Annotated in this window: 15 protein-coding genes; 6 read left to right on the top strand and 9 right to left on the bottom strand. The window is 51.9% G+C overall.

What is annotated here, in order from left to right; all coding sequences use genetic code 11:
* Positions 1–43: 43 nt before the first annotated feature.
* Together IE073_RS00650 and IE073_RS00645 are read left to right on the top strand one after the other, a co-directional pair.
* Positions 44–442: a hypothetical protein gene (locus IE073_RS00650; RefSeq protein WP_189579908.1), complete on the top strand. Its 399-nt coding sequence runs from the start codon at positions 44–46 to the stop codon at positions 440–442.
* Between the two features lie 23 nt (positions 443–465).
* Positions 466–864 carry a hypothetical protein gene (locus IE073_RS00645; RefSeq protein WP_189579905.1) on the top strand — a complete coding sequence of 133 codons (399 nt, stop codon included), beginning with the start codon at positions 466–468 and terminating at the stop codon, positions 862–864.
* 31 nt (positions 865–895) lie between these two features.
* On the opposite strand, the gene typA is transcribed toward IE073_RS00645, so the two are convergent.
* Positions 896–2,761, bottom strand: coding sequence for a translational GTPase TypA (typA, locus tag IE073_RS00640; RefSeq protein WP_444543422.1), 1,866 nt, complete (start codon positions 2,759–2,761; stop codon positions 896–898).
* A gap of 665 nt (positions 2,762–3,426) precedes the next feature.
* Here typA and IE073_RS00635 point away from each other — a divergent pair.
* From IE073_RS00635 to IE073_RS00620, 4 genes are all read left to right on the top strand, one after another.
* Positions 3,427–4,692 (top strand): ankyrin repeat domain-containing protein, encoded by a 1,266-nt coding sequence (locus IE073_RS00635; protein ID WP_189579899.1) that lies wholly within the window; start codon positions 3,427–3,429, stop codon positions 4,690–4,692.
* A 252-nt stretch (positions 4,693–4,944) separates the two neighbouring features.
* Positions 4,945–7,554, top strand: coding sequence for an aminopeptidase N (pepN, locus tag IE073_RS00630; RefSeq protein WP_189579896.1), 2,610 nt, complete (start codon positions 4,945–4,947; stop codon positions 7,552–7,554).
* Between the two features lie 53 nt (positions 7,555–7,607).
* Positions 7,608–8,336 carry an EAL domain-containing protein gene (locus tag IE073_RS00625; RefSeq protein ID WP_189579893.1) on the top strand — a complete coding sequence of 243 codons (729 nt, stop codon included), beginning with the start codon at positions 7,608–7,610 and terminating at the stop codon, positions 8,334–8,336.
* Between the two features lie 179 nt (positions 8,337–8,515).
* Entirely contained in the window at positions 8,516–11,341 is a 2,826-nt protein-coding gene (locus IE073_RS00620) for a PAS domain-containing sensor histidine kinase (RefSeq protein ID WP_189579890.1), read from the top strand.
* 32 nt (positions 11,342–11,373) lie between these two features.
* Here the strand turns inward: IE073_RS00620 and IE073_RS00615 are convergent, their stop codons facing one another.
* The 8 genes from IE073_RS00615 to IE073_RS00580 form a co-directional block, all read right to left on the bottom strand.
* Entirely contained in the window at positions 11,374–12,990 is a 1,617-nt protein-coding gene (locus tag IE073_RS00615; RefSeq protein WP_189579887.1) for a sensor histidine kinase, read from the bottom strand.
* An 18-nt stretch (positions 12,991–13,008) separates the two neighbouring features.
* Entirely contained in the window at positions 13,009–13,680 is a 672-nt protein-coding gene (locus tag IE073_RS00610; RefSeq protein ID WP_189579884.1) for a response regulator transcription factor, read from the bottom strand.
* Between the two features lie 37 nt (positions 13,681–13,717).
* Positions 13,718–15,325: a trypsin-like peptidase domain-containing protein gene (locus IE073_RS00605; protein ID WP_189579881.1), complete on the bottom strand. Its 1,608-nt coding sequence runs from the start codon at positions 15,323–15,325 to the stop codon at positions 13,718–13,720.
* A 95-nt stretch (positions 15,326–15,420) separates the two neighbouring features.
* Positions 15,421–16,092: a DUF938 domain-containing protein gene (locus IE073_RS00600; protein WP_189579878.1), complete on the bottom strand. Its 672-nt coding sequence runs from the start codon at positions 16,090–16,092 to the stop codon at positions 15,421–15,423.
* Positions 16,089–17,486: a sensor histidine kinase gene (locus tag IE073_RS00595; RefSeq protein ID WP_189579875.1), complete on the bottom strand. Its 1,398-nt coding sequence runs from the start codon at positions 17,484–17,486 to the stop codon at positions 16,089–16,091. The genes IE073_RS00600 and IE073_RS00595 overlap by 4 nt, the downstream gene beginning before the upstream one ends.
* A 44-nt stretch (positions 17,487–17,530) precedes the next feature.
* A complete protein-coding gene (locus IE073_RS00590) occupies positions 17,531–18,208 on the bottom strand; it encodes a response regulator transcription factor (protein ID WP_189579872.1) in 678 nt (225 codons plus the stop codon).
* 31 nt (positions 18,209–18,239) lie between these two features.
* Complete coding sequence (locus tag IE073_RS00585) at positions 18,240–18,521, bottom strand: PepSY domain-containing protein (RefSeq protein WP_189579869.1); 282 nt, start codon at positions 18,519–18,521, stop codon at positions 18,240–18,242.
* A gap of 88 nt (positions 18,522–18,609) precedes the next feature.
* Positions 18,610–19,536 (bottom strand): DnaJ C-terminal domain-containing protein, encoded by a 927-nt coding sequence (locus tag IE073_RS00580; RefSeq protein WP_189579866.1) that lies wholly within the window; start codon positions 19,534–19,536, stop codon positions 18,610–18,612.
* Positions 19,537–19,574 lie beyond the last annotated feature (38 nt).

Below are 19,574 nucleotides of genomic sequence, written 5' to 3'. Positions count from 1 at the left end.
CCACGCCTTGTCGTGCGCAATTGTTGAGACTATGGAGATAAACATGGCCTTTACTCATGACGACATCCTTCTTCCACTTGCCATCACGGTGATCATCGACCGCAAGGTTAGGTCCCCCGAGATGCAGAGCTTAGCAACGCAGGCGACGGGTCTGTTTGAGTTGTTTGAACTTGAGCCCATGGAAGATAATGACATCCAAGAGTGGTTCAAAGCTCATTCCAAAGACTTGGAAACGAAACTCAAGGGCGAGCGGCGCAATACTCTCGTTCTGCGGGCCCTGTCGCGTTTCAAAGAGGAACGCGATGTTGAGGCGATCTATGACGCAATGGTCTCTATCTCCGTTAGCGACAAAGAATATGTCGTTTCGGAAAGCGAATTGATAAAGTCAGCCGCCGCCATTTGGGGCTTCCCTCGCCCGCCGATTAAAGTCGACAGATCGTGAAAAACGCGGACACAGACAATGTAATGCGGGCCGTCGCCCACATTTTGGCTGTGACCGTATTGCTAGATCGACGCCAAAAAGATCAAGAAATGATCGAGTTCTGTCACTCCGTCATGACAATCAATCAACGTCTTCGCCCTGGGGTCATCCTACCCCGAAAAACCATACTGAGTTGGTATGAGGCGGAGAGAGAGAAAATCGCAATCGCGCTGGCCAATGATACGGATGATACATTCAAAACCCAGGCGCTTGAAAAAATCCGCGATCCAGAGCTGCGTCGTAGCGTCTTAGCCTCAATCTTCGCGATCTGTATTTGCGATTATGAGTTCCAAGACGAAGAAGCCGCCTTTATCAAAATCGCTTTAAACATTTGGAAAAGCGGTATGCCGAGCCTCGACGAAATGACGCTGATAGCAGGTTAGCCGACCTTAAGAAGGCTAACCTGAAATTCGACTAATTCGCCTCTTTTTCGAGGGCTTCCATGCGACGCTGATCTTTCTTACGCATATTTTCCGCAAGATACCGCTTTCGGATACGGATGCTTTCTGGCGTAACTTCTACCAGTTCATCATCATTGATGTATTCTAGAGCCAGCTCCAGCGTCATCGTAATTGGTGTGGTCAGTGTGACGGCTTCATCGGTTCCTGATGCCCGCACGTTGGTCAGCTGCTTACCCTTTAGCGGGTTTACAGTCAGGTCATTATTACGGGAGTTTTGCCCGATGATCATGCCCTCATAAACCTCAGTTGCATGACCGATAAACATCTCGCCGCGCGCTTGGAGATTCCAAAGTGCGAAGGCCAAAGCCTTACCTGTGGAATTCGAAATCAGGACGCCTTTTTGACGACGGCCGATGCCCGCTTTCGTGCGCGGCTTGTAGCTGTCAAATGTATGGTAAAGCAGGCCAGAACCCGATGTCAGAGTCATGAATTCAGACCGGAAGCCGATCAAACCGCGTGTTGGGATTTCATAATCCAAACGCACGCGACCATTTCCGTCTGGCGCCATGTCTTTCAGATTACCTTTACGCTCGCCCAATTTTTCCATGATCGAACCTTGGTGGTCAGTTTCGACGTCGACGGTCAAATTCTCATAAGGCTCGCAAAGCACACCATCGATTTCCTTATTCACCACTTCGGGGCGAGAAATCGCAAGCTCATACCCTTCACGGCGCATGTTCTCGATCAGGATCGAAAGATGCAACTCACCTCGGCCAGAGACGCGGAATTTGTCAGCGTCGTCCAGCTGTTCAACCCGCAACGCAACGTTCGAGATCAACTCTTTGTCGAGGCGGTCTTTGATGTTTCGCGATGTCACATATTTGCCTTCGCGACCCGCAAATGGGGAATCATTGACCTGGAAGGTCATCGAAATGGTTGGCTCATCCACGGAAAGCGGTGGCAGAAGGTCAACATGGTCTGGATCGCAAATCATGTCTGAGATGCCCAAATTATCGATACCTGTGAAACAGCAAATGTCGCCAGCGGAGACACTTTCCATCTTCACGCGATCAAGGCCCATGAAGCCAAACAAATCGACGATTTTGGCTTTGCGCTCTTTCCCGTCTTGCGTGGCAACGACAACAGGTTGCTTGGCGTTCAAGACACCCCGTACGACGCGGCCGATCCCGATAACACCCGTATAGGTGCTGTAATCTAGCGCAGAGACCTGCAGCTGAACAGGCCCATCAGGGTCAACATCTGGAACAGGCGCATTTTTGACAATAGATTCAAATAAAGGCGTCATATCCGTGCCTTCGACTGAGGCTTCATCAGAGGCCCAGCCATTTAGCGCCGAAGCGAAGACAACGGGGAAGTCGAGCTGCTCGTCTGTCGCGCCGAGTCGGTCAAACAGATCGAATGTCTGGTCAACGACCCAATCTGGGCGCGCGCCAATACGGTCAATTTTATTGACAACAACGATCGGGCGAAGGCCTTGGGCGAGCGCTTTTTTCGTGACGAAGCTTGTCTGTGGCATTGGGCCTTCAACGGCATCCACGAGCAAAACAACAGAGTCGACCATAGAGAGGACACGTTCGACCTCGCCGCCAAAGTCCGCATGTCCCGGTGTGTCAACGATGTTAATGCGCCAATCTTGCCCATCTGGGGCCTTCCAGCGGATGGCTGTGTTCTTGGCCAAAATTGTAATGCCACGCTCTTTTTCGATGTCGCCGCTATCCATGACGCGTTCTTCGCGGTCACCGCGTTCGTCCAGCGTACCAGATTGACGGAGGAGCTTATCAACAAGCGTTGTTTTACCATGGTCAACGTGGGCCACGATGGCGACATTGCGCAGGAATTCGACTGAGTTAGACATAATATAGGTATTTCGAGAATTACGGGCTTCGCGCGCGACTTAGCGGAATAGCGGCGGAAGTCCAGCTTTCAAATCAGGTTGACCGCAAGCCAAGCGCAAATGTTTACAGCCCATCTCGTGACTGCTGAGGCGAAATTATGAGCGGGACAGCCCGCGTGGTCGATATCCGCGACGGATACCGATATAGAAGAGTTATGTTTTACGCGAGTATAAACCACGCGGCTGTGACGTTTCACACAAAGGCCTCATTAGTATGTTTCCCGTTACACCGCTCGCGCCGTCTCGTTGAAACTAAAGTTTCAACTCATCGAACGCCGCCGCTTATCCGGTCAGGCTCCAATGCGTGAGATAACGAGCGAAGCTGTCAAACCAGTCTCGTTTCACACACAGCCTTTCGAACCAGTAAGCGACGTCTCACCTGTCCCATGTCCGAAAGAACCCTTGTAAAATAACACAGCTTTGGTGCGCGGGGATCATTCTCTCAAGATTGAACGTAGAGCACTGAAATATTGAAATCATTTTTCCACATATACGGGGATAGATCGACTTAATCAGGCATTGATGGAGTTCACCGACAGTTTAAGCATCTTTTTTTAGACTAATTTACAGCCTCTAATAAAGTGGATGATGGAACCCTATTTTAACCGCCCCTGACTTAGAGTTACGTCATGACAGATGAAGAATTTTGGGCCCTGATTAGCCTTGCTGATTTAAAGCTGGTCGATCAAGAGGATTGCTTGAGCGGTGTTGCCCCAATTGCGGCAGCGTTATCGAAAGAGTCTCCAGAAAACATATGTGACTTCGAAGAAATTATGAGCCAAAAGCTCTATGCGCTCGATCATGCTGTTCTTATCGACGAACTCGAGTCTAGTTCAGATAGCTTCCTGTACCAAAGATGCTACGCCGTTGTTTCAGGCCCTCGTTTTTATGCGGACACTTTTTCTAAAGAAAAACGAAACTTGGGAGATTTCGACTGGTGCCAATCACTGATCTATGTGGCTCAAAATGCGTGGACGAAAAGCCAAGATAGTGAATGGGAATTCACAGCGAGTGTTTCTTATGAAACGGGAAGTAACGAAGAGGGACACAAGCCTGATGCAAAGCTCTCTTATTCGGGCAAGGAATATGGTGCGGATGAACAGCCTCAGTCCAATACACTCTGTCAGGCCATCCAGAACGAAGACTATGCGCTAGCCTTCTCAATGATTGATAGTGGTGAAGACTTAAACATGGACAACCCACTTTACGCCGCCGTTGAGAAAAATCATCAAGAATTGATTATCCGGCTTATTGAAAAAGGTGCGGATGTGGACCAGCCCATAATTGAGGGTGGCGGCGCTTACGTAACACCGCTCGCTCTGGCTGTAATGAAAAACAAGGTTGGTATCGTTAAATCGTTTTTAGCGGCAGGGGCGGCGCCCACAGCAAAGCATGGAGATGAATTTTGCCCGCTAGAGACTGCATGTGATCGCGGGAACATGCGATTAGCCAAACTGCTTCTGGAGGCAGGTGCCAACCCAGACTCACAAAAGCCAGGGGGATCGAGTAAGTTAAAACAGGGAAGTCCTCTTTTTTCCGCCGTAAGGAGTAATAAGCCTAAAATGGTGGAACTAGTGCTGGGTTACGGAGCATACCCAGATATTTGGGATGAGAATCGCAAACTAACTCCTCTTGTTGGCGCGTCAGTATTCGCAGAATACGCCGACAGTGAAGAAGCGGATAAGACGCTCAAAATCATTCAAAGCCTGATAACCAGCGGATCAGATGTCAATATTCGGCGTGAGAGTCAAAATACACTCCTGCAAAGCCTTGTAGGCGAAGGCGAGTGGAAAATCTCTGAGAAACGAATGGCAATCAGAAAGCGCGTTGTATCACTTTTGATCGAGAATGGCGCAAGGATGAATGACGGAACAATTCCCAAATCAGCAGGGTAACTACACGCGTGGCCTCAATTAGGCGCTCTAAGCCGCTCGGGCCTAGCGGCTATAGACGTAAGAGTGGACACGGGGGCGAATATTAAGTTGCGCCCAAGCGGTTTGCCAAATGAGGACAAACCCAAAATTAAAACCCATCGAAACATTTTGTTATAAGATAACGCAACCTGAATTTTCAAAGCAATGCCCTAACTGGCCCGTTGAATTTACCAACGGCCTTAGCCACATGTACCGAGACTTTAGGAGACCTCCATGCGCACCGATACTGCCCCGACACCTACACTTCTTGAAGATTACACGCCGCCGAGTCATGAGCTGACGTCCGTCTATTTGGATTTTGACCTGCAACCATCGGCGACGTCTGTACGGTCCAAGATTGATGTGAAACGCCTCCGCGATGAGCCATTGGTACTGAACGGCGAGAATATCGACCTGAGATCTGTCAAAATCGACGGTAAGGTGCTGAAGCGCACGGATTACAAGCTGGATCAAGAAAAACTGGTGCTCGCTAAAACGCCAGAAAGTTTCGTTCTCGAAATCGAAACCGTCTGTGACCCCAGCGCCAATTCAACGCTGATGGGGCTTTATGTTTCCGGTGGGCGGTTCTGTACGCAATGCGAGGCCGAGGGCTTTCGCCGCATTACCTATTATCCCGACCGCCCCGATGTCATGAGCGTCTTCACAGTTCGCCTCGAAGCCGACATCGCGACTTATCCTTACCTCCTCGCCAATGGGAATAAGATTGAAGATGGCGCTGTCTCTGACAAGACTGGACGCCATTACGCCATCTGGCATGACCCATTCCCGAAACCGGCCTATCTCTTCGCGCTCGTCGCGGGCGAATTTGATGTCTTAGAAGACAGTTTCACGACGATGTCGGGCCGCCATATTCCGTTAGAAATCTACGTTGACCCTGGCAATGCGTCGAAGGCCGAATATGCGATGGACGCTCTGAAACGGTCGATGAAATGGGATGAACAAGTCTTCGGACGCGAATATGATCTGGACCTATTCATGATCGTGGCTGTCCGAGATTTCAATTTCGGCGCAATGGAAAACAAAGGCCTCAACATCTTTAACTCGTCGCTTCTGTTGGCTGACGCGGCCTCGGCAACAGACATGAATTTCGAACGTATCGAATCCGTTGTCGCCCATGAATATTTCCATAACTGGTCGGGCAATCGCGTAACCTGTCGGGATTGGTTCCAGCTTTGCCTGAAAGAAGGGTTCACCGTCTTCCGCGATCAGGAGTTTTCGGCCGATCAACGCGGCGGCGCGGTTCAGCGCATTAAAGACGTGCGCGCCCTGCGTGGCCGTCAATTTGCGGAAGACGCAGGCCCCCTCGCCCATCCCGTTCGCCCCAACGCTTATATGAAAATCGACAACTTCTATACGGCGACAATCTATGAAAAGGGCGCTGAACTGATCCGCATGCTTAAGACAATTTTGGGCGCAGAGCGTTTCCGCGCTGGGTCAGATTTATATTTCAAGAAAATGGATGGCACGGCCGCCACTGTCGAACAATTCATAGCGTGTTTCGAAGAGGCCTCAGGCGAAGACTTGACTCAATTCATGCGTTGGTACGAACAGGCAGGCACCCCTAAACTTAAAGTCTTGCGGGAGACGATATCACAGGGCGCGCATCGTATTCATTTCATGCAATCCACAAAACCAACGCCGGGCCAGTCGGAAAAATCGCCTGTCGTTATCCCAATCCGTTGGCAGATAGTGGGCGATAATGGAGCCCTATCTGAGCCTAAGCTCACGCTGCTAACAGGCAGTGGCACCAGCGTGACCTATCCAAGAATCGATGAACCTTATTCCGTCTCGATTTTGCAAGACTTCTCAGCCCCCGTGACTTTGGAAACCGATGCCACAACGGATGACCTACTGCGTTTGATGGGCGCTGACCCGAACGCTTTTAACCGCTGGGAAGCGGGTCAAACGCTTGCCCGCCATCTCATCGCGAATATGGCTAAAGCGATAGAAACAGGCGTGACACCGCCAGCAGACACGGCCCTAAAAGGGTATTGCGAAGCCCTGAAAAAGACATTGGATGACCCCGATTTCAACAATGCTTTCAAAGCCTTTGTTCTAACACCTCCAGCCTCCTCCGAAGTTATGCAATCGCTTGAACAGGTTGATCCCATCGCCTTACACGAAGCGAGTAAATGGCTTTCGCGAGCGATAGGCGATCTGCTTCGCGATGATCTGCTGGATCGTTATCATGCGCTCGCTGACACTCATGACTTCCGTCCCGATGCGAGGTCAGCCGGACGCCGGGCCTTACGCAATCGCTGCCTGGCTTTGTTGGCGTCCAGACAAGATCCGTTGGCGGCGACGCTGTCCCAGACTCAGCTCTCGGAATCTACCAATATGACTGATGAGTTGGCGGCGCTCATGGCGCTGACGCGACTGGGCGGGCAACGCGTCGAAACCACGATGGAAGATTTTTATACCAAGTGGGAATCGGACCCACTGGTTTTGGACAAATGGTTCTCGGTTCAAGCCATGCGGCGCCACGCCGACGGCGTCCATGCCATTGAGCAGCTTACAGAATCCTCAAGATACCAGCGCAATAACCCCAACCGGGTACGCGCGCTCGTGGGTGGTTTTGCAATGGGGAATCCCGAATTATTCCACCGCATTGACGGGTCAGGCTATCGGTTCTTCACGGACCAAGTCTTAGATATGGACAGCCGAAATCCACAAATAGCGGCGCGCTTGTTGGGGGCATTTGAAATCTGGAAGAAATTGGATGATCGCCGCCAAGACATGGTGCGAGGCGAATTAGAGCGCGTCATCGCCAGTAACCCGAGCAAAAATGTGTTGGAGATCGCGGAGAAAACATTGGGGGCGTAACCTCTGCTTGACGCGTAAACCCTTTCTTTCGGCTTGTGTGTTAGGGGCAACCTATGTCTACTTTACGTACCGCCGAAGGGTTTCGCGACCATGTTTCTGAGCAGCGCTTTTCTGTGCTGCGTCAGCCTATTGTCAATTTAGCAGACGGCAAAATTCATCATCACGAATGGTTAGTGCGTTTCGACCATGATGATCATCTTGAGGGCGTTTTACGCCCCGCCGAGCTCTCAGGCGTGATCAAAGATCTGGACCTGTCGATGCTGGCTCAGGCCATCATCGTGCTGAATGAGAACCCTGATGGGTCAGGCATTGCGATAAACTTATCTGGGGCGTCGGTTGATAAACCAAACTTCAAATCGTCGGTGCTGGCGTGTTTGACGGCTTTGAAGGCGTCCCCAACGAAGCTGATCATTGAACTCACTGAAAGCTGGGACATGGCCGAGTTAAGCTATGCGGAAGTTTTGCTGAGCGAATTAAAGACCAGAGGGCACCCCGTCTGTCTCGATGATGTCGGCGCTGGCGCTGCCTCAATTCGCTATTTACGCGCCCTCCCCTGTAACTGGCTCAAAATTGATGGTGGGTTTGTTGCCGCGGCTTTCAACACAGCTCGTGATCGCGCAATTTTGAAGGCCCTGCTGTCTCTGCGCGACCCCCTTGATGTTCGCTTTATCGCCGAAGGCGTGGAGACCGAAGAAATTCGCGACTTCGTCAAACAACTCGGCTTTGACGCGGCCCAAGGCTACGCAATTGGCCACCCCGAACCCGAACCCCGTATTTCATAACGGTATCGCAACAAAATTACCCCTGAAACCTAGGTTTGCTTGGGAATATCAATGCAATATTAACCACGTTTTGTTCGACTGGGCCTCAGGTGGTCGTTATCCCTATAGAGAGTGATTCGTGCGGTCTTCTGACCACGCATCACGCTGGGGAATGCCAATTGGCACGAGGGGAATATCGCTTGAACTACGGTCACGCGCAAAACGGGAATCCAAATGGTGCACCTGCCACGGGGCAATCGCCGACGTCAGTCGCGCCGAACGCGCTTGCGCAGCCCTATGTCCCCCAACAAGCCGCTGCCGCCAGACCTGCACCAACGGCTCCACCACCCCCAAGGGTGACGCAAGCCGGCGCAAATGGGGGGCCTGCTATGCCTGCCAGAATTGGGGCCCCCTATTCGGTGCCTCCGGGAACCTCAGGAGATGGAAACGACTTCGTCGCCAGACTCTCAGAACGCTTGGGTGGTCGAAACGTCTTCAAACGTTTGCTCATCACAACGCTTTTGTTTTTCACATTATTTCTCGTCATGGCGGTTTGGGTTTTCATCAATGATCTAAACCGGACGAAAGCTGAAGATATTCGGTTGTTCGAAACCGCGTTGACGTCCCAAGCTACGTCAGTTGCGCGCGCTTTAGATTCAGAAATCGAATGGGTGGACTCTGCATTGGCGCTCAATGCAAATGCCCAGCAAATTGTAAACTTTACGGCTCGCTCCCGCCGTATTGTTGGGGCAGCCCTCATTGACGCAAATGGGGTCGTAAGAGCCGAAACGCCAGGCGCCGGACAGCAGCTTGCCAGATTAGACCGTCGAAATTTTCCTCAAGGCGGCGTGACCATCGACTCATTGATCAATGACAAAGGCACGGCGACCCCTGTCATTACGCGCAAATCTGGTGACATGTACCTCGTGGCGGCACTCGCACCCGGAACGCTGATCGGTAACCGGGTGGGGACCTTATCTGTTGTTGAAGACTCTGGTCGCGTCATTGATGGCCCCTCTGAGATCGCCTCCCAAGGTACACAAACCTTTTATCGCATTTCTGCAAACCAACTTGCCGACGTCACTCGTGGAACGGTGTCATCGACCGTCGTTTCACGGATGCGTAATGACGAGAAAGTTTGGTTTGGGGCCGTCCACATCCCGAATTCCAACCTCTCCGTTATGGACGTCCGCCCGCGATTAAAAGACCCTAGCATCATTCAAAACCTTTTTCTGTTTGGCGTATTGTTCCTCGGCGCAGCTTGGTTGATCTGGATGTTGATGAACCAATTATTGAAGCAAATTGATGCCGTTCGTCAGCAAGACGCCGATGAAGAAGTCTCAAGACAACGCTATCGCGCGGCCGTTGATGGCTCCAATGGTGGGATATGGGAAATCGACCTCACACGGAACACCGCTTACTTGTCTCGCTCTCTCGCCAAGACGATGGGATTGGGTGAGACCGAATGTGTTCTGCCACTTCCGCAGTTCCTCGCGTTGTTCTCAGTTTCACACCGCGATCAATTTTACAGCGCGCTAAAGCGTTCCAACGTGAACGGCGCGTTCGAGATTGAACTCGCAGCCGCGAACCTGCCAATTTTCTTATCTTGTCGAGGGCGCCCAACCTATCGCGATGATCAAACAAAACTTGTTATCGGAATGGCTCTGGACATCACGGAGGCACGCGGTGCGCAGGCCCGCTTGCAAGCAGCAGAGGTCCGGTTGTTCGATGCACTCCGGTCGATGAACGACAGTTTCGTTATCTGGGATCAAATGGATCGTTTGGTACTCTGGAATAGCAAATTTGAAGAGTTTTTTGGCTTTTTGCCGGGGCAACTTCAGCAAGGCATGCAATATGTTATGGTTGAATACCACGCGCAGCAATCCATGGCGCAAACCCAACAATTGGACGACGGAACTGGCAGTGAAATCCAACTGCATGACGGTCGTTGGGTACGTTATCTTGAAACCAATACTGTCGATGGTGGACGCGTTTCAATTGGCACGGAAATCACCGCCATCCGAACCCGTGAGAACCAGCTTCAGGTCAATCAGGACGCCTTAGAGAAAACCATCAACGTCCTCCGAAAGTCGCAGATACGTATTGTGGAACTTGCGGAAAACTACGAGCAAGAGAAAATCCGCGCCGAAGAAGCCAACCAATCGAAGTCTGAGTTTTTGGCGAATATGAGCCATGAACTTCGGACGCCTTTGAACGCGATCAATGGTTTTTCCGACATCATGAAAAAAGAGATGTTCGGTCCATTGGGCGATCCGCGTTACAAAGAATATGTCAACGACATCCTTTTCTCAGGCCAACACCTCCTGTCTTTGATCAATGACATTCTTGATATGTCTAAGATTGAAGCGGGTAAAATGACATTGAATACAGAGCCTATGATCATGTCCGACATGATTGGTCAGGTCATACGTATCGTTCGAGGTCGAGCGGATGAGAACCGCTTGAAACTTATTTATGAGGGCAACCAAACACCCGAAATTGACGCCGACCCACGTGCGGTCAAACAAATCCTGCTCAACCTAACAACAAATGCGATCAAATTCACACCAGAAGGCGGCGTCGTGACCTTGTCTGTTGAGCCCAAATCAGCTGGGCTGATTGTGCGGGTCTCCGACACAGGTATTGGAATTTCGAGTGAAGATATTAGTCGCTTGGCCCAGCCTTTTGAACAGATTGATAGTCAACACTCCCGCCAGCACGAAGGCACGGGCCTCGGTCTCGCGCTTTCGAAATCTTTGGTGGAGCTGCATGGTGGCAACTTCAATATTAGTTCGATTGTCGGCGAAGGCACGACAGTGACCTTCACCCTGCCAAGTTACGTACAGAAGAAAGCGCCGCAGCCAGATGCAAATGAGGTCGGCAGTGAAATTTCTCGTCTGGCCCAAGACATTGCCGAGGTTCTGCAAGCCAGTGGCGGACAAATGCCAGGTGGTGCACCTGTCGCACCACCGCACGTAAAGCCCGCGCCTCCACCCATGCCGCTCCACCGTAATACTGCGGCTTAAACCAATCGCCGCTTTGCAAACTCCGCGTCGGCTTATTGTGCTGGCGCGTCCTTCGACGGTTCCAAAGCACGCACTTTGGTTTTAGGGAAGATCAAAGCGGCTCTTAGGCCAGGACGGTCTGGGTCGCCGCCTTTATCGACAGGCGGCAGCGCGTCATTGTCACTCATAACAAAGGCCGCTTGATGCAAGTCGGCGACAGCCTCAACAAGCGATAAGCCCAATCCACTTCCCGGTAGCGAGCGCGATTTATCAAGACGGACAAATCGTTCTTTCACTCGCTCACGATCCCAACTGGGGATACCGGGGCCATCGTCGCAAATCGCAATCTCGACACCCGCGCCACCCCGCCGTTTATGAGAAACCAAACGAATGGAACCGCCGCGAGGCGTATATTTTATTGCGTTCTCAAGCAGGTTTGAAACGGCTTGGGAGAGCAGGCCACGGTCTGCAAGGATTGTTGTCTTGGGTGCAATATCGGCCTCAAAGCTCAATCCCGCATCTTCACAGGCGGGCTCATAGAGCTCCGCAAGGTCATCGAGAATGGGTTTAGGGTCCAGAGGCGTCAGAAGTTCTCGTCGCTCCCCAGCTTCCAACCGCGCGATACGCAACACAGCATCAAATGTTGACAAAAGCTGATCGGCATCATTCGCCGCCGCGTATAAAATGTCAGCTTCTTCAGCATCGCCCAACTCAACCGCGGCTGTTTCTAAACGGGTGCGCAGTCGCGTCAGGGGCGTGCGTAAATCATGTGCGACACTGTCCCCTGCATAACGCATGGCCTGCATCAACCGACCAATATGATCGAGCATCGCATTCAAATGCTCTGCCAAGAGGTCCATTTCGTCTTCGGAGTAATTTCGCGGAGCGCGGCGATCTAGATTACCAGCTCTCACGTCCGTCGCGAGTCGGTTGAACCCCTCGACGCGGCGGGCAAAACGACGCGACACAAACCAGGACGACAACAAGCCTAAGAATAATGCGATACCCGCAGATACCAAAATCGCGTTTCGGACCCGTTCGCCTGTGCGAGAAATAGCTTCGACATCTCGACCAACAAGAATGCGGATTGTCGGCTCATCGCCAAAGACAATATTGCCCGCAATGGCCTGCGCACGACGGTCAATACGTTCGCCTTCGTCCGACTGAACCGAATAGATAAATTCGAGACGCGTGAAGCTGGCATTCTCCAGCTCAGGGATCAAACTGACCTCCTGTCCTGTGGTCTTCACTGCTTTATCGGCCAGATTACCTGTGACCTGATCCGGACCTGGCGGACCTTCCAAAACATATACACGTTCAAGCAACGGGCCATTTGAAAGACCGCGTTGGAACACGGCATTTTTCAAAAACGCGTGACCTGCCTGATGGTAGATAAGTTTATAGTTCTTTTGGGTGGGTCCAGCTGTGCCCGAGAGCAAACCTTGCTCTGCGGCCTTGTTCACCGCAAGCATACCCGCGCGGTCATAAAGTGTTTGAAGTTCAGTAATCTCCGCTTCATTTGCGCGGTCGACTTGCCGGAGCTCACTCGCGATGGTCGCGTAATAAATATAGCCCAGCGCCGCAAAAAGCGACAACACAAAGAGTAACGCGCCCAACAGAGACAGCCTGAAGAGCGTGTTACGATAGAGTTTTCGGAGTGCACCGCTCATGCGGCGCTCCTTATCCCGCTAGACCTGCAAACGATAGCCCGCACCACGGACTGTATGCAGAAGCGGCTCTTCAAACTCTTTGTCGATCTTCCCACGCAAACGCGAGATGTGAACGTCAATGACGTTTGTTTGGGGGTCAAAGTGGTAGTCCCAGACTTTTTCGAGCAACATTGTGCGGGTCACAACACGACCTGCATTGCGCATCAAACACTCCAAGAGACGGAACTCGCGGGGTTGTAGCAATATCTTTTGACCATCACGGCGCACGGTTCGCGCCAGTAAGTCCATCTCTAGCCCGCCGACCTTTAGCTTTGTCACCGCAGCGGTCGGGTCAGAGCGTCGGCCAATCGCTTCCACACGCGCCAAAAGCTCAGTGAAGCTATAGGGTTTGGCGAGGTAATCATCGCCGCCGGCCCGCAACCCTTCAACCTTTTGATCGACTTCGCCCAAGGCAGATAGAATCAGGACGGGCGTTGCGTCTCCATCGGCGCGCAGTTCGCGCAGGACCTCTAGGCCATCACGCTTCGGCAGCATACGGTCCAAAACCAAAGCATCATAATCTGCAGCTCGGGCCATTTCTAAACCGAGATCGCCATCAGGGGCAAGGTCCACGACGTGGCCGGCCTCCATCAAGCCCTTGCGGACATATTCGGCGGCGACGGAGTCATCTTCGACGACAAGTATTCTCATTTTCTTCTCCATAGGTCCCCACCCAGTCATTTCAGTTCTACGGTAAAGGTAGAACCATATAAGTTTCGCGCCCGTCTTTGTGACGGACATTCACAACAATCCCGTCCTGCTGCGCCGATTTGGCATTCAGCACGATAGATTTCCATTTTGCCACTTCGGCGATCGGTTGGCCGTCTGCTTCCAGCAGAACCATACCCATTTTGAAGCCCGCTTGCTCCGCGGCGCCGCCAGGATCAACGCTTTCGACATAAATTCCAACTTGGTCAGATCTCATATTGATAGCGGATCTAAACTCTGCCGAGATATCAAGGACATGTATGCCCGTATCGATGTTCACCTTCGGCTTTGATTTGTCTTCTGGTGGTGGGGGCGGCGGCAGGCCTTGGACCTCTGCACTGGCCTTTTGAATCTCGTATTTCTCAGGACGCTCGCCGATCTGAACATCTAGGGAAAATGTCTTCTCATTCCGCTCATAGATAAATGTCGCCATTTCTCCGGCATGTACTTTGGCGATCGCACGGGTCGCTTCGACAGAGTTTTTCACGACTTTGCCATTTATATTGAGAATAATATCGTCGACCTGCAGCCCATAAATTTCAGCAGGAGAACCTGGCAAAACATCATTCACGGTTGCGCCGCCCTTGAAGATTCCAGGTTGACCATCAATCGAATACTCCGCTGTGCGTAAACCTGCCCCTAAATACCCACGACGGACACGGCCATCCGTTCGCAGGGCTGATACAATACGCTCCGCAGTATGATGCGGAATAACGAAGGCAATGCCCACGCTCGCGCCTGTCGGAGAGTAGATAGCAGAATTGACGCCGATCACTTCGCCTTCAAGATTAAACAGCGGCCCACCGGAGTTACCGCGGTTAATCGTTGCGTCTGTTTGGATATAATCGACGTATGAGCCACTATCGACTTTTTCGCGACCAATCGCAGAAATCACACCAAGAGATGTCGACTGACCGATGCCAAACGGATTGCCGATTGCGACGACCCAATCGCCGATGCGAAGATCTTTGGTTTTGTGAAAATTGACATAGGGAATGGTTTCAGTCGTTTCGATCCGCAGTAATGCGAGATCGGTCTCTTCATCCGTCCCGATGATGCTGGCGGGATATTTCCGCCCATCATTGAACTCAATATCAATATTGGTGCCACCTTCGATCACATGAAAATTGGTAACAACTTCAAGCTTGTCCGAAATCACGAAACCAGAGCCTTGACCTTCGCTGGTGGTTTCACCGCTTTCTGTCGTCACGACAATATTGACGACAGACGGGCTCACGCGATCCACAAGATTTGCGATCGAGGGCAATGCGCTAATCGGCATGTCCATCATATTTCGATTTGGGCCCGCCATCGCTTGGGACGCAGGAGCTTGTGACGATGGCGCAGGTAACGTCGCCTGAGGAAGCGGCAGTCCGACCTCTTGTTCAGGCTGAGGCGTAGGCGTTGGTGCGGCAGCCGTTGTGCCTAAATCTCGCAAAGATTTGAATTCGGCGTTGATCGGCTGATCAATGATAACCTCATAGCGATCAGCGTCAGCGAAAATCAAAGTCGCGTCCTGCGCCACAACCTGCGGCGCAAGGCCAAAGGCCATAACAGACCCTAGCAATGTCAATTTTATGTTGGACACGACAATCCCCTTCCTAGTCTCGTAGACTGCAAGAGGGCATATGACCCAATGCTGTCCAAAACATGACGAAACCTCCACAATAGAGATTTATTTCGTCAAAGTCGTGACAGCCCAATGATATGATTGTTTTTCGGCATGCCGCGAAGTTCGACATGATTAAACCCGTGTTTTGCGAAGATATGCTTAACAAAACCTAACTCTCGCACGCCCCAAGCGTGGTTTTTGCTCTTAAGAACGCCATCAAATTTCAAATTCGAGGGCGCTGACAAATCCCCGAATAGAAACGGACCATAGAGGATAATTTTTCCGTCGGCCTTCAGCGCGGTTTCGGCTTCCCTAGCAAGACCTATAAGGGCTTCAACTGGCGCAATATGGATCATGTTGGATGCGAACAAAACGTCATATCGTATCGGTAAAGCCTTCGTCCAGTTGGGTAGGGTCGCGTCAATATCCATCGGTGCAGCTTGCGCTTCCGTATCCGTTACAACGCTGTGGTGGGCGATCCACGCGCGTTGGCTATCGCGGGATTGCGGATCTGGATCAGAGAATTGCCACCGCAAATCCGGCCGCAATGACAAAGTTTCTATGCCATGTTCGCCGGTCCCACTTCCGATTTCTAGAACAGACGCACTTTGTGGAATGAGATCACACAGGGCCTTGGCAATGTCAGCTTTATTTCGCCCCGCAGAGGATGAGAACAACCGCCCCTCACTCGCTTTCCGCGCTTCTAAAGCGACAGGCGTAGGCGCGCTTTTATGATCGGTCATAGGTCTTTTACGACAGGCAATCGCAGAACCGCCTGCAGCCCACCTAGCTCGGATCGACCAAGGACAAATTTCCCATTATAGGCATTCGCAAGATCATCAACGATAGACAGGCCCAATCCGCTCCCCGGGGTTGCTTCATCCAAGCGCGCACCACGTTGGAGTGCGATTTTGCCTTCTTCGGCCGTGAGCCCAGGGCCATTGTCGGAAATAGAAACTTCGCAGAACCCATCGTCATCGGCTCGAACAACGACATCGATTCGGTCTTTGGTCCACTTCGCGGCATTATCCATAAGGTTTCCGACCATGTCTTCAAAGTCACGCGGATGGCCGCGAAAGACCAAACCTTTCAAACCAGCGCGTTCAATTGTTAGATCTTTATCACGATAAATCCTTGGCAGCGTTCGCACCAGACCATCAATCACGGGATCCATTTCTGTACGAACACCAATGGCTTGCCCCCGCGCAGCAGCGCGTGCACGCCGCAGATGATGGTCGACTTGTTCTGCCATAGTTTCGGTTTGGCGGGCCACCACGTCAGAGGGGGTTGTCTCGGCATAAGCCGCCTCATTCCGCAAGACCGCGATCGGTGTTTTCAGGGCGTGGGCTAAATTTCCGACATGCGTTTGCGCCCGTTCCACGACTGATTTATTATGCGATATCAATGAATTAAGTTCTCTAGCAAGCGGAGCAATCTCTGGCGGATATACACCCTCTACCGAAACGGCTTGCCCTTCTCGGACATCCGCAATGCGACGCCCCAATTCGAAAAGCGGCCGCAACCCAACCCGCACTTGGGCATAAACGGCCAAGGTCAGTCCCAAAATCAACAAAGCTAAAAGCGTGACGGCGGTCATAATAAAGTTACGGGTCGAACGCATGACTGGCGCACGATCTGCGGCGGCAAGCACAATAACGGCACTATTCATTTCAGGGAGGATGACCTGTCGCGCAACCACACGAAGAGTCTCACCCGCATCTAGATCAGGTCCTGCCGTCGTAAAGCGGACAGGTTCCTGACCTTGCGCGGCGAGTTCTTGAATATGATCGCGTCGAATGGGCAAGGACGCCCCATAGAGCGAGCGCGACGACAATATCGGAACGATTTGGCTGTCGTCTTCAATCGTGCCGATAACCCAATATTTCCCCGATAAAGCGCGCTGATAACGGGGGTCAGGCAATTCACGTGATAAGCGCAGACCGCGATCTTCAGAGGTCTCGACACTCGCAATCAGTCCTAAAACTGCAGACTCCAACGGCTCATCAAAACTGCGATAGGTCGAACTATTCGAAAGCCAAGTCAGCACTATTACGGTCAGGAGCAAACCCGGGACAGCCCAAAGCGCGGCCGCTCGGACAAGCGAACTGACGAGAGACGGCGGGGGTTTTATACTCATGAAGTACTCGAAGGTTTATGATGCATACGCATCCCTTACTTCAATCAGTCAGAGCTTTCCATATCGGGGTCTAGAAGACGATATCCCAAGCCGCGCACCGTTTCGATGCGTTGAGTACCGATTTTTTTACGCAGGCGTCCGACAAAAACTTCAATCGTGTTGGAATCACGATCAAAGTCTTGATCGTAAATATGCTCAACAAGCTCAGTCCGTGAAATCACCCGCCCCTTATGGGCCGCCATGTAGGACAAAAGGCGGAATTCATGGCTGGTCAATTTTATCGCCATGCCATCGACAAAGGCGCGAGCGGCGCGATTGTCGACCATCAGATCACCCAACTCAATCGTATCGGTCGTGTGTCCAGCCGCGCGGCGAAGTAAGGCACGCAAACGCGCCATTAATTCTTCCACATGGAAAGGTTTTGTCAGGTAGTCATCCGCACCCGCGTCAAATCCTGCGACTTTTTCAGACCATTGGTCTCTCGCAGTCAGAATCAAAACAGGGAATTTTTTCCCGTCGGCACGCCATTTTTGCAGAACACTCACACCATCAATCAGCGGAAGCCCCAAATCTAAGATAACCGCATCATAGGGTTCTGTATCGCCCAGGAAGTGACCTTCTTCGCCGTCTTTCGCCACGTCCACAGCGTAACCTGCGTCCTTAAACGCAGATTTCAACTGGCGGGCCAAATCGGCATCGTCTTCAACTATGAGTATTCGCATGGGGGGCCTTTTCGTCGGGACGAGATTCTGGCTACTTTTTGACACGTCCCGTATTCGCGTCAATCAAAACGTCAACAACCTTGCCAGATTTAGCAATGACGCGAACGCGATATGTGTCACCACGACGAGAGATATCCACGACCTCGCCGCCCGGTACGCGCTTCCGTGCAATAGATTTTGCCTCAGCTGGAGAGATCGAGCGCTGTGCTTCCAGCACGACAGGACCGCTCCACTGATACGCATGGGCGGTTGTAGCACTGAAGGACAGCGCGGCTGCCAAAATGGCAGAAAAGATATGACGTTTCGTCAACATGTATATGGTCTAGCGTTCGGCCCCTGAACGGTTTCTGAACACTTGCATTAAGTTATGTTTATTCGCCGTCAAGGACTGCCTTCGCCGATCAGATCAAATTTCTGCGAAGATCGTGGTTTTCACCATCTGGAAGTTGTGAACTTAGAACAGACGCGCCAGCTAGCTCCCCATCCGTCAGAACAATTTGGACCGTCACGATCACGTCGCCCGTCCCGTCTTTGGCACGTACACCCTTGCCTTTTAGTCGAAACCGTTTGCCCGTATTCGTTCCCGCTGGAATTTTTAATGAGACTTTACCCGTCGGAAGATCGAGGTCCAAGCTTGCGCCTTTCATGGCTTCCGTCAACGAAATTGGCACATCCAGCCAGAGATTATTTCCATCTCGGGATAAACGCTTGTGTGGCTGCACAGAAATTTTGACCCGCGCATCGCCGGGAGGTCCCCCGTTCACCCCGGGCTGACCTTTACCGCGCAAACGAACGGTTTGGCCGTCTTTAATGCCCTTGGGGAATTTGACTTTCAGCCCTTTACCCAAATCTTTCACGCCACCTGTCAGAGCGTCCACTAAGCTCATTTTCAGCGTATATCGTAAATCTTCGCCTTGCTGCGGCGGTGCAGGTCGACGGTGTTGCGTGCGCGTGCGGCCCCCCGCGCCCATGTTCATGCCAAAGAGCGAGGAAAACAGATCGGACATGTCATCACCGCCCATGCCGCCGAAACCGCCAAAGCCCGTGTCCATCCCGCCCTGCGCATTGGCTTGGCGATATCCACCTGCAAACGGGTTTTGCTGTTGGCCCGACGCGTCCACTCGCCCTGAATCATAGGATGCGCGCAGGTCTGGGTTAGACAGCAAGTTATAGGCCGCCGTGATTTCTTTGAATTTCTCTTCCGCTTTGGCGTCACCAGGATTTACATCTGGGTGATGCAATTTCGCAAGCTTACGATAGGCAGACTTGATCTCTGCATCAGTCGCGGTTTTGGGTACGCCAAGGAGTGTATAGGGGTTCTTTGCCATGCCTAACAAATAGGCGAAGAACCCGCCTATACAATAGC

Source organism: Litorimonas cladophorae (genome assembly GCF_014652455.1).
Classification (GTDB): Bacteria; Pseudomonadota; Alphaproteobacteria; order Caulobacterales; family Maricaulaceae; genus Litorimonas; species Litorimonas cladophorae.
Note: the sequence above shows the minus strand (reverse complement) of the source record. Positions and strands in the feature narration are given on the sequence as shown.